At 63.7% G+C, this 12,191-nt stretch carries 8 protein-coding genes; 2 read left to right on the top strand and 6 right to left on the bottom strand.

All coding sequences use genetic code 11. The features are described from left to right. A partial coding sequence (locus CM1CMNOD_RS06195; RefSeq protein ID WP_165162693.1) for a TerD family protein occupies positions 1-1,463 on the bottom strand: 1,463 nt, incomplete at its 3' end. Positions 1,464-2,351: 888 nt separating this feature from the next. Here CM1CMNOD_RS06195 and CM1CMNOD_RS06200 point away from each other — a divergent pair. Beyond that, complete coding sequence (locus CM1CMNOD_RS06200; protein WP_131773890.1) at positions 2,352-3,218, top strand: AbiJ-NTD4 domain-containing protein; 867 nt, start codon at positions 2,352-2,354, stop codon at positions 3,216-3,218. A gap of 497 nt (positions 3,219-3,715) precedes the next feature. Then, complete coding sequence (locus CM1CMNOD_RS06205; protein ID WP_131772294.1) at positions 3,716-4,276, top strand: hypothetical protein; 561 nt, start codon at positions 3,716-3,718, stop codon at positions 4,274-4,276. A gap of 785 nt (positions 4,277-5,061) precedes the next feature. On the opposite strand, the gene CM1CMNOD_RS06210 is transcribed toward CM1CMNOD_RS06205, so the two are convergent. From CM1CMNOD_RS06210 to CM1CMNOD_RS06230, 5 genes are all read right to left on the bottom strand, one after another. Further along, a complete protein-coding gene (locus CM1CMNOD_RS06210) occupies positions 5,062-6,873 on the bottom strand; it encodes an alpha/beta fold hydrolase (RefSeq protein WP_013872816.1) in 1,812 nt (603 codons plus the stop codon). Positions 6,874-7,579: 706 nt separating this feature from the next. Continuing rightward, positions 7,580-8,854 (bottom strand): ATP-binding protein, encoded by a 1,275-nt coding sequence (locus tag CM1CMNOD_RS06215; RefSeq protein WP_013872818.1) that lies wholly within the window; start codon positions 8,852-8,854, stop codon positions 7,580-7,582. A gap of 211 nt (positions 8,855-9,065) precedes the next feature. After that, a complete protein-coding gene (locus CM1CMNOD_RS06220; RefSeq protein WP_013872819.1) occupies positions 9,066-10,622 on the bottom strand; it encodes an MFS transporter in 1,557 nt (518 codons plus the stop codon). 361 nt (positions 10,623-10,983) lie between these two features. Then, on the bottom strand, positions 10,984-11,406 hold the full coding sequence (locus CM1CMNOD_RS06225; protein ID WP_013872820.1) for a type II toxin-antitoxin system VapC family toxin: 423 nt from the start codon (positions 11,404-11,406) through the stop codon (positions 10,984-10,986). Continuing rightward, on the bottom strand, positions 11,399-11,662 hold the full coding sequence (locus CM1CMNOD_RS06230) for a type II toxin-antitoxin system Phd/YefM family antitoxin (protein WP_013872821.1): 264 nt from the start codon (positions 11,660-11,662) through the stop codon (positions 11,399-11,401). The genes CM1CMNOD_RS06225 and CM1CMNOD_RS06230 overlap by 8 nt, the downstream gene beginning before the upstream one ends. Positions 11,663-12,191 lie beyond the last annotated feature (529 nt).

Here is a 12,191-nt window from a genome sequence, read left to right on the forward strand (position 1 = left end):
GTAACGAAGGGTAGACCCTTGTCTGAAGGTCGCAACGTACCGTTAGCCACGCTGTCTCTGACAGGCACCCAATGAGGGCCCATATCGTCAAACATGTGGGCACCGGAACGCGCGTGCTCAAGATAGCGAAGAAATTCGGTCAGAATATACTCTTGAGTCTGATCCGCCACGCCGTTGTTCTCTATCAATAGCTGGCAGTAAAAGCGGACCTCAGCCCATGAGAGATGATGGACTCCGACCTTCTTCGTTTTTCGCCCATCGATCGGCACTGGGTGCCGCTCACCAACCGCTGCAATGCGGTTAGAGATCGTAAGAACAGCGTCGAACCTCTGCTCTCGTGCAATGTCCAAGTACGTCTCAACCTGATCCTGGCGAAGCTCAGCGGTCCCGGTCTTCACCTCAACGAGTGCCTGCCAGACACGCTGGCCTCGCTTCACCCTAATCAGACCGTCCGGTACGTAAGGCTGATCCGACAGGACGAAGGGCACCTCGATAAATGTATCGATTTGACCGGCGGGCGCTCCGAACCGCGTTGTGATGGATCGGCCGAACTCGCGGACCGAGGATATGACAGCAAGGAGTGCCGAGGTTGCGCGTCTCTCCTGTTCCTCTGCGCCACCGATTCCGGCTACTGGAAAGAGCCGGGCGGCTTGCCAGTTCTGGTCAATGCCAGAAGATGCTACGCGTCGCCTTCTCGATGAAGACAACCTGCGAGCAGTTCTCCTTTTCTTGGTACTGATCGCTTGGGTACGTCCCGCAACAGCAGGCGAGTGACCCGAACGAGCGCTTTCAACTGATTGCGACTCTACATCGGCACCTTGGCCGTCCGAGGCAAGCCCCGAATCAGCCGTAGTATCTCCATTATCTTTGACCGCTGCCGCATCGTCTGCGTCCGCTTCAGATTCATCCTCGCCAGGTTGAAGTCCTTGGTCATCATTTGGCTCGACCTCGATACCGTAGTCGGTCACGAGCGCAGCTAGGCCGGCTTTGTACCCTTGACCAACTGCCCTAAACTTCCACTGCCCGGCACGCCGATAGATCTCACCAAAGACAAACGCGGTCTCGACAGTTGCATCAGATATATCGAAACGAATCAGCTCTTCTGCGTCGGAGCCCTTCAGAAGGCGTAGCCTCAAGTATGCTAGCCGACCGAAGCAGCCTCCCTCTTCGCCGTCAAGACTGGCAGCAAGAACGAGGCGCTCAACGCTGTCCGGCAGATCATCCATATCGATTTCGACGATATCCGCGAAGGCGGTGTATCGCTCCTCGATGGAGGAAGTCTTACCACGGATTCTGACTGCCCCCTCAGCGCCCGTGGGTTGGTTGTAAAAAATCAGATCGTCGTTGGACCTTACCTTTCCATCGTCTCCCAGAAGGAGGATGCTTGCGTCGGCATCGAGCGGATATTGATTCTCGACAGCCCATTCAAGCATGACCGAAATAGACCCAAGCTCGTCGGCCAACGCGCTAAGGGTGACGTTCCCCCCCTTGCGTATGGCCGCCCCAGTCGCAGCACACACGTCGCGCATACTAGTCTCGGTCCGGTCATAACAGTGACGCGGTATCCGAAACTTGACTACAAACAACAGATGCCCTATTTCAAGACAAGGTTCACCCATGGCCCATATGCCACGCCGGTAACCAGCGAGGTTCGGTGTCGTCAGGTCGAGCAGTAGCACCTCAGCTGGTCTATGGGGCAGCCGGCCGGACCCACGGCCGCTTGCCGGGTCGAAGGCGATCCACAGCGCGACTCCGCATGGCCGCTCACACGGACAGCTACCGATGACAGCAAGGCCGGAAGACGAGCACGGACGACCGAGACGCGTTCAGCAAACTCGACGGACGTCGACGGACCTCCGCCAACGCGTCATTCGTACCTCTGCAAATCCCCAAGCCTGCTGCACGCTCGGTGAGAGGCATCCCGGCGGCTTATGTACTGCAGTTGTACTGCAATGGGTGTGGACGACCACGGACGTCGGTGAACGGTCCCAAGCCCGTGACCTGCATCGACGGACGTTGGTGGACATCCATGGATGTATCGCCGAGGGCTACGGATCAAGAGGTTGGCGCGTCGGGTCTGTAGCCAAGTGTGTAGCCCAGCCGGCAGACATCAGCGGACGCCGACGGACAGACGCGGAGTCGGCGCCCAGGCCATGCCGACTGTGCGGACGACCCCGGACACCGGCGGACGAACTGTACCGACTTTGCAAGGCAGAGGTCCAGCCCCGCGGCAGACGAACGCCGCGGTGAGTAGACGTACGGTCGGCCATGCTTGCCGGGTATTGCCAGCGCACAGTCTTCCCTCGAGATGACTACTGAGAAGGGCTTGCCTGTCCGGTATGGTACAGATCGTGAGACGACTGTTTACTAAGCGCGAGAGCGAGGTGGCCGAGGAAGAGGCCAGGGCTCGCGGTGACTATGTCGAGTATTTCACTGAAGAGGCCACGAGCGAGTTCCGGCATCAGGTCCTCGATTTGATCAATGATCTATCGGATGAGCTTCGCCGAAATTTTGAGAAAGAAATCGGGTCGATTCTCGTTCGCGAGTACGGTGTGCCATTTCTCGTTGGGCCGAACTTGATACCAGAGGACGACTTCCGCACGTTTGTTCTGAAGAGGGCGAAAGCGGATCAGATCATGGATATCATCCATATAACGATGGATCTGACAGAACGATCGTACGGCAGCTATAAAGCGTACCTAACGCTAGTTCGCACCGTCTCAATTCGTCTCCGCGAGAACAAGATGGCGTACGATCTAGTCGACGGCCAGATTGTTCGGAAGAAGTCGCAAGAGCTCCATGCGGCCGTAGTTCAACCCGCGCTCACACTTCTCCATGGGAGAAAGAGATTCAGCGAGGTTGAACGTCAGTATCAAGACGGACTCAAAGAACTTTCAGAAGGCCATTGGGGCGACGCGGTCACCGATGCGAATGCGGCCGTAGAACTCGCGCTGAGGATTGTTCTCGGGTACGAGCAAGGGCAACTTCCTTCACTTCTCGGCGAGGCTCGCAAGAAAGGCTACTTTGGTCAGGCCCAGGAGCGGTCCTTGAGAAGGGCTGTCGATGGGTTCAGTGCACTCTCTGAAATCAGAAACTCCCAGGGAGATGCACATGGAAACACCACGGACGAAGCAACCGCATGGTTATGTATTCATTGGGCCGGGGCATTGATCGTATACATTGTGCAGCGAGACGAGGATCTTAATTTTTCTCGGTAGTGTTGGGCTGCAAACCGGCGTGATCGTTTGTATGAATATTCCTCTTGTTCATGAGACGCGGAAACTGATGAGGAATTGGGCTGCCGAGCCTCTACGCGCGGGATACACCTGTGGTGCAGGTCAGTTTGCCATCGAATCTTTTATCGCGCCGCGGTGATCAGCCGGGGATATACTGTCGGCATTGTGCACTGTGCTGCAGCTGAAAGAACCGCAAACCACACAGGCTCAACGTGACGAACGCGGGCGGCCCTCCACAGATGGGCTTGCCCCTGTCTTGTAATCGGAAGGGTTGGCTCGCGAGTCGCGAGCCAACCGTGTAGTCCAGTCGGTGGACACACTCGAACAACGGCGTACGCGATCGAACCCGAGGGCCAGCACGGCCGACTATGCGGACGAGCCCGGACGGAGTGGATGGGGGGTACCGACTGTTGCAAGGGGCGGGTTGAAAGTGGGGTTCGAGACTCGTAGGACCGAGAGCATCGATACGATCAGCCGCTATGGACGACTTCTGGCAGCAGCATGCGCGAGTTGATGAAGAAGATCGCGCTGGTCGCGTGGAGCGCAGCCGTCATGTAGCTGCATGGTTATCCGGCTATGACTATGGCGCGCATTCAGGTGGCGAGGAAGCGAAAATCGCTCTCACCGAGGCGATCTACTGCTATGTCTATCATCTACCGTTGGCTGCGATTGCATCGGCTCACATATTCTGCGAAAGAGAGCTTGCCGGCTTATTTGGCCACCTCTTAAATGGGCAGCCGAAAGGATGGGAGCATTGGGGACTTGGCCCCTTGGTTGACGAAGCGTTCCGTCGCGACTGGATTTCTTCCGATCTTGCTGAAGATCTACGTCGGTTAACAGCAGTACGACGCGGACTAGGACATTTCAGGCGACCAACTGCCCCCGATTCGCTCTTCAGTCGACGTCTCGATTTCCTACCTTTACCGGAGTTTGTGGACGGCTCCACAATCCTTCTACATGACGCTGCCGACGCGTTACAGAGCGCTTTTAGGCTTGGTTATGATCGTCGTGAGGGTTTCTGGAGGATGACCCCCAGCTGATGAGGAAGGGATCGCCGTGCCGGCCGCGAACCCGTAGCAACGGTGCCCACCGGGTCGGACCGGGGCGCTACGGCGAGCATGAAATCGCCGCGGACCTGGGCAGGAACGTTCCCGGCCAGGTCGGCGATTGCAGGTCCACAGGTTCCCCAAGCTTGTAGCGTGGAACGCGTCGGCACTCGCTCCGATCCGTCCAAGTGTACCTATTGCTGTACCCAAGCCGGCGGACGTCGGCGGACGAGCAGGAGCACCGGCGGACGGCGAGCGCAGGTCACGCCGACACGGCGGACGTCCACGGACATCAGCGGACGAACCGCTCTTTTCTCTTAATCTGCGAGTTCGGGGTTCAAGTCCCTGGCGGCGCACTCGCTGGCTTGCCGGCTCGCCGATCTCTGATCGGCTTCGCCGAGGGACGTGATATCTACCCGGGGGACGAAGCCGCGAGGTCGCCCTTGCTGCTGGACAGGGAACCCACGAAGTCCGGCAGCGGCTACTCGTCGCTGCCGTCCTCGGTCGGGGTGCTTTCGCGCACGAGAGCCAGGATCGGCGCCATCTGCGATTCGGGCAGCCGGTCGATCAGTCTGTGCAGCTCGTCCCGCAAGATGCTCACAGAGCACAGGATACGGCCGCGGGCAGTGACCGACTCGCCAGATCCACTTGGCGTACGACTTTGTGGCCCTGTCAGCGTAGGCGTATCGGCGGGCTTGCGGCGAGTTGGTGGGGCTGGGTCCTGGCGGGGGCGAGGCCGGCTGGTGTGCGTGGCTCCCGCCCCCCGCGGTGCTGCTGGGTCAGCCCAGGGGCAACGTCAGGTATGCGGCACTGCCGTCGGGCGAGCTGATCGTTGTGGTGCTGCCGTCGACGCTCGCGTCCGAGTAGAGCGGGTCCTTGCTGGTGACGGCGAGCATCAGCCGGTGGTTCGGGGCCAGGTCGTATCCGGCGGCCTGCAGCCTCCAGGTGATGTTGTGGTCCTGCCCGGGAGTCAGGTCGGTGAGTGTGAGGGGCTCGTGCGTGATGATGCGGGCCGTGTTGTCAGGGCTGACGTCGAACAAGTAGGCCACCAGGGTCGTGGACTGGGCCGAGCTGCGCACGGTCAGTGTGAGCTCGGGGATGCCTCGGATCCGGCGGGCTGCGTCGCCGTGGCTGTCTGCCGTGATCGGAGCGCTGGTCCAGACCGCGAGGTTCTGGCGGTCGAACTTGTCCGTGTTGTAGCTCTTCGGGTTGCCCTTCCACTCGGCCTGGCCGGTCGTGATGATGGCGTCCACCGCGGTGGCCTCGGTCAGCTGCCCGGCGGTGAACTCCCGGGTCCAGCCCGTTTCCGGAGCGGTGTGCAGACCGCCGTCACGGCTGCCCGACGCGGTGGCGGTCAGGTACCACCGCTCGGTGGAGGTGGTGACATCCTCCCAGGACGCTCTGGGCTCGCGGATGGCCGGTTCGGTGATGACGTTCTTCCCGGTCTGCGGATCGGTGCTGGTCCGGTAGGTGAACATGATCTGGCTGTTGACCGGGGACCAGTCGGGTACGTCGTTGGCGAGCCCGCCCACATAGTGGTCCAGCCAGGCGAATGCCTCGTCGACCGGCAGGTTCGGCCCGCTGAACGGGATGGTCAGGCCGGCGCCCTCGGGTGCGGCGTGGTCGCCGATCCACAGGTTCAGCCGCTTCGGCACTGTCAGCCGGTCGAAGTGCTCGACGACCTGGTTGCCCGGGAACAGCGTCTCGTGCCAGGTGTGGGAGAAAAACGTGGGAATGCCGCGGGCATTGGTCTGCTCGACATACGACGACGGTGCCCGCTCCGTGCCCCACGCCACTACGTCGTCGAGGTTCTGGCCGGCCTGGAAATCCGCCAGAATCTGCTGGGTGGCAGCGTCGAACTTCTGCTCGACCGGGCCACCGGTGAAGTTGATCAGGGCGGTCACCGCCGCCAGATGCCGGGTGTCGTGCTGGTAGAGGCTCGCGGCCAGGTCGCCCCAGGTACTCAGGGCCACGACCGCGTCCACGCGCCCCGCCGGATCGTGCGCCGCGACCAGCTGGCTGATACCCGAACCGTACGATTCGCCCAGGAAGGCGATCCGGCTCGGGCCGAAGTGCTGCTGGGCGTAGCCGATGACGGTTGAGCCATCGGTCCAGTCCGAGGGCCCGGCCACATCGATCGTGCCCTCGGAGGTGAACGGGCTGCCGGTGAAGCCGATTCCACGCGGGGTGTAGGCCAGCACGTGGTAGCCGCGCAGCGCCAGCTGGAGGTACGTGTACTCGAACAGGGCCCAGCCGAAGGGCGTCCAGCCCGAGGGCACGATCACCACGGGTCGGGGTTCCGAGGTCCTGAGCCTGATCGTGTGTGCCGACAGCCGTACTCCGTCGGTGGCGGTGATCCGGAGAAAGTCGACGCTCGCCGTCTGCCGCACCTGCTCCGTCAGCTTCTGGAGGTCAGGGGTCAGCAGCGCCTTCTCAGCCGTGCCGCTCAGCGCGGCGATCAGCGCCTGCGCGACGTTGACGGCGGCCGGGTCGAGAGAGGTGGCCGAGGTATAGATGCCGCTTTCGGCGATCCGGCTCAACTGTGCCGCGGTGACCGCGTTGATCGTGCCGTCTTCCTGCGGGTGGCTCACGAAGCCCGTCCTCTCACTATCGCCGACCGAGCATGTGGGGCGGCCGGCACGTGCTGTCCGCCGGAGATCCCGGCATTTTCATGGTCTTTTTCTTCGCCGCGGCAAAGTGGATAGGGCGTGCGGAAGCGCATAAACCGCTCAGATGCGAGTCGGGTGCTCCCTGAGCGCCACGTGGCCAGGGGCCATCCCTGAAATAGGAGGAGGCCAATGTCTTCAGGTAAGCGGACTCCGGTCAAAGCTTGCGCACAAGCGGTCAAACCAGTCGATTCCCAGGTGATGTGTCCGTGGCAGCCGGCTTTCGTTTCGAGGTTCTTGCCGGTCCTCGGGGTCGACGTGTACCGGCGGCCGTCGTCGAGGACGTCGTCATCCATCCACGTGATGACGCTATCACGCAGCGTAGGCGTCGATGGTTGCCGCGATAGCGCAGCAGGCGGTCGACGCGGTGGAGATGGCATGCAAGGTGCCAGGTCACGATTACGCGCACGGCGAGGCATACCGCAGGACCCGGCCGGCTGGGCTCATGGATCGAATGAATGCCTGTTCCGCGGCGGTTTTTCCTTCTCCGGAGAGCTGAAGGCGTCGGCTACCCGAGAACGTATGAGGCGTCGGTGGCTACTGGTCGTTCTGCCGTCAATGCTGCTAAAATTTCGGGTGGGAATCACGCGGAGCAGACGCTACGAACATTCAAGAACTGACCGCGCCGATTTCACCCGGGTGAGCCTGGAGTGGCCCACAGCGCCGAGATCGGGGCGGCTCGCATGTGTGGGCCGAAGCGGAGCACCTCGCCGCCCGCATAGAGGACATAACCGGCGTGGAAACGGTCGCCGGTCTGCTCCGCCAGCTGGCGCAGCCCACGGAAGTCGTCGGCGCGTACCGTCTCGGCTGCTTTTACCTCGATGCCGACGATCTCGCCTGATGCCCGTTCCAGTACCGCGTCGACCTCGTGGCGATCCCGGTCCCGGTAGTGGAACAGCGACACCGGCTCCTCGGACCAGGTGAGCTGCCGGGCCAGCTCGCCGAGCACGAAGTTCTCGATGAGCGGCCCGACGGCGGCTGTCGGATGAGAAGCCCGCCGCAGCGACATGCCTGTCAGATGGCCGGCCAGCCCCGAATCGACAAATATTATCTTTGGTTTCGCGGTGGCACGGGCCGTCAGGTTCTTCGACCAGGCGGGAACCCGTCGGACGATGTATATGAGCTCGAGCGCCGCGAGATGTCTTCGGACGGTGGTGACAGGTACTCCGAGGTCGTTGCTGAGCCTGGCCGGTACGAGGATTCCTCCTGCCGTGGCGGCCAGCGCCTGAACAAGGCCGCGCAGTTCCGCGACCCGTTCGATCTCGGAGATCTGGCGGATGTCGCGTTTGATGAGATCCGATATGTACGAGTCGAAGAACCGTGCTCGCCGCCGGGCGTCGGCCCGGCGAACAGCCTCGGGGAACCCGCCTCGGAGCGCGCGCGCCACGTAGTCCGTACGACGCAGGTCACTGCGCGCCAAGGACGGTTCGGCGTCGGCGAAGACCGCGTCGACAAAACCGTCGGGCTCGCCGTCGATCTCACCCTGGGAGAGCGGCCACAGCTCGACGGTCTCGGACCTCCCGGGCAGCAGATCCGGAATGTCACGCAGTGCCCACAGCTGAGCGGACCCGGTGAGCAGGAAACGACCGGGGCGAGGATGCCGGTCGACCTCGTGCTTGATCGGAAGCAGCAGTTGCGGGACGCGCTGGATCTCGTCGATCATTACCAGGCCGTCATGGTTCACGAAGCCGGTGGGGTCGTACTCCGCGGCCGCCCGCACCGCGTCGTCGTCCAGGTAGAGCGCCCGCGCGTCGGCCCGCGCGTCGGCCGCCATCTGGGCGAGCGTACTCTTGCCGACCTGCCGCGCGCCGCCGACGACGACCACCCGGGTGTCCCCGAGTGCCGCCGACACAAGGTCCGTGGCATGTCTCGGGAAGAGGTCAGGACCCGGCTGCCCGGCTGTCATCCCAGCCTCCTCCGGTCGGCCCAAACACATGGTCGCGGTCAGTTTAACGCCATGGTCACGGTCGTTCCGCGACCATGGTCACGGTCAGTTTGAAGCCATGGTCACGGTCGTTTCGCGAGCATGATCGCGGTCGTTCCGCGGGCATGGACGTGACCGGTCTGACGTCCCGGCGTTTCCGGAGCGGCCCTGTCACGGCGGAGCCGGGTGAGGCTCAGAGGGGCTTGCGTGGTTCCGGCGAGGTGAGAGGCCGTGTATGGCGGGCATCAGGCCGTTTTTTGACGCTCCGTGCCACTGTCACCGACAGGAGAAGCGCGAGCGTGAGCACCATCCAGGCCGCGAGATAGCTGAAGGCGAGGGTGGGCGAGGCGATGGTGTACAGGAGGCCGGCGACGACGTTCGCGGCGAGGTTCCCGACCGCTTGGACGGTGGCGAGCAGCCCGAACGCCGACCCTCGGATCTCGTCGGGCGCGAGGGCCGCGACGGCCGCGTGTTCGGCGGTCTCCGCGCAGCCGATCCCGATTCCGGCGAGCACGAAGGCCACGCCGAGCAGCCAGATCACCGGTCCGGAGACCGCGAACAGCAGGTAGGAGACCAGAAACGTCGCTACTCCGACGGCGGTGACCAGGAGCGGGCCGTGACGGCCGATCCGGTCGGACAGCCCACCCGCGGGAAAGGACGCGGCCGTCGCGGCGATGTTGTAGGCGATGTACAGCGCGATCCCGATCCGGGTGGCCGCGTCCGTGTCGTGGCCGGCGGCCAGGAGATCGGTGGCGCGCAGGATCAGCAGGGTGCCCGCCACGTTGCCGACCTCGAAGGCGGTGAACCCCGCCAGCACTCGGCCGAGCTGCCCGCGCAGCACCGGCCGGATCTGGAACCGCAACTGGCGGCGCCCGGTGGCCCGTGGCAGCTTTGCCTGCCGGATCGCGTAGACGATCGCGAGCGCCGCCAGCAGACCGGGAACGACCGAGATCAGCACGGCGGCGCGCACGCTGACCAGCGACACCAGACCGAGCGCCAGCAAGGGGCCGATGATCGCGCCGAGGTTGTCCATGGTCCGTTCAAACCCGTAGGCCCGGCCGTAGGCGGTGGCGGGCACCACGTCGGCGAGCAGCGTGTTGCGGGCCGGTACTCGCAGTCCGCGGGCCGCCCAGGCACCAGCCCGCAACATCCCCGCCTGGGCTACGGAGGTGGTCGCCCCGATCAGTGCGGAGAACACCGCCGTGGTGGTGTAGCCGCCGACCGCGACCGCGCGCCGCCGGCCGGGATCGTCCGCCAGCGCGCCGCCGACGAACCTGCCCGCCCCGGCCAGCCCTTCCGACACTCCTTCGATCGCGCCCAGTGCCGCGGCCGGCGCGCCCAGGGTCGTGGTGACAAAGCTCGCCATCAGCGAGGTCGGCACCTCATGCCCGACATCGGCGAGGAAGCTCGCCGTCCCAATCCCTCCGACACCTGGTGTCAGCCATGGCCGCCGCCCCGAGGCGATAGATGTCTCGGCAGGGGTTTCGGCTGGCGCTGTACCGATCTCAATATTCTCAATCGCACCCTCACCGGCGACCCGTGCCCGCCGCCGGTCCGCCATAGTGATCACTCCGGCATCCGCCAGATAGCGGTAGGCCCGCACCACCGTCGACGTCGTTCCCAGCGTCCGGGCGTACTCCCGCACGCCGGGCAACTCGTCACCCGCTGTGATCTCCCCCGACCGCACACGACGAGCCAAATCATCGGCAATCTGCATATAACGGGCCATGGCTGCCAACTCTATGATCATCGGGCCGTCCGAGGCGCCGGCACCGGCGTGCGACGAAGAAGTCCCGCCGATCAAGGGCTGCTATGGCATCTGTTCCACGTCTTTCAGCGATCGCGTCCTGTCGCCGTACGCAGGATCTCGCCGGCGAGGGTCTCACCAGGGGAACTGGACGACTAATTTGGCCTAGGCCAGGTGTCAGGCAACCACTTGTGTACTTGTTCTGGCAAGCGGGGGTGGAGGGCGGGTGTGAAGGGGAGGCAACATAATATTGAGAAAATAAATGGCTACTACAACAGCCGTTTATGTACTCGTTCCGGAATCGGTGTGGGTGGTGGGTGATCAGCTCGCGTTGTGTGGTTTCTGTTCCTGGTCTGGTCTGTGGTCAGGGGCGGGTAACGGGAGCGACCTGGAGCAGGTGTTCGAGGCCGGTGAAGTCGCCTGGGTTGATCGTGTACAGCGGTAGGTCGTTGGCGATGGCCACGCAGGCGATCAGGAGATCGGCCAGTCGCCGTCGGGGAGTCCGGTTCGCGGCGAGGCCGGCGGCGTACACCGGGCCGTAGTGCCGGGCTGCCTCCGCGTCGAACGGCAGCGGGTCGTAGGCGGCCTCGACTCGTTGCAGCCGTCCGATCCGCACCGCGCGTTCGACCGGGTCGTCCGTCGCGTGCGGGCCGGCGGTGAGTTCGGCGAGCGTGATCGAGCTGATCGCCGTCTCGATCGGCAGTTCGCCCGGGTCCACCCGTGGGAGATGGACGATCACATTGGTGTCGAGCAGCCCTCGGCTGTGGCGTTCGGGGCGCTCACTCACCCAGAAGCCCCTGATCGACGACACCGTCGAGGTCGGCGAAGAACCGGTCGGCGTCGAGTGGCGCCTCGTGCGCGAACATCGCGAGAACCTGTGCCGCCGGGACGAAGGTCCGGCGTCGGAGCGGGACCAGTTCCGCGACCGGGCTGCCGTTGCGCGTGACGACGAACGTCGAGCCCTGCTCGACGGCGCGGAGAATCCCGCCGGAGTCGTTACGGAGCTCCCGCTGGGTGATCTCACGTGAGACAGGCTGGACCATGTTCATGATCCTAGCATCATGTGCTACGAGATGCTACGCACGGCTACGCCTCAGGTCGGGGTCTCCGCTGAACTTGGGATGGTTCATCGTTGGGAGTGAGCGCCATGCGATGGTCGATTCGAGGTTCGTCACGCCTCCCTTGCGACGGCCTGAATGTCGGTGGCTCAGCCCGGCCCCGGCTCGGATTTCCAGGCCGCGGCCAGATCCGCGGGTTTTACCCTGATATCCGGGTCCACCACCAGCTTCAGTCCGCGCCACGCGCACCGCCCCCGTCCTCGGCCATGCCGGGTCAACCCGGTTGAGATCGACGAACTTTACCGTCGGCGGCCAAACCGCCACAGCGACACCCGCGAGCCGTGCCGGGAATCGGGGGGTCTGTCAGTGGGGCGCTGGTCTTCTTCGACGTCGCCGACACCGGAGCTGAGGCCCTGGCCGCTCAACTGAGCGAAGCTCTGAATGCGCTCGGATGGCATGCGGATCCGTACACCACCCAGGACTAACGCTGGGTGCCGCCGGGGTCGGGTGGGGT

The sequence above is a fragment of the Protofrankia symbiont of Coriaria myrtifolia genome, assembly GCF_900634755.1.
Lineage (GTDB): Bacteria > Actinomycetota > Actinomycetes > Frankiales > Frankiaceae > Protofrankia > Protofrankia coriariae.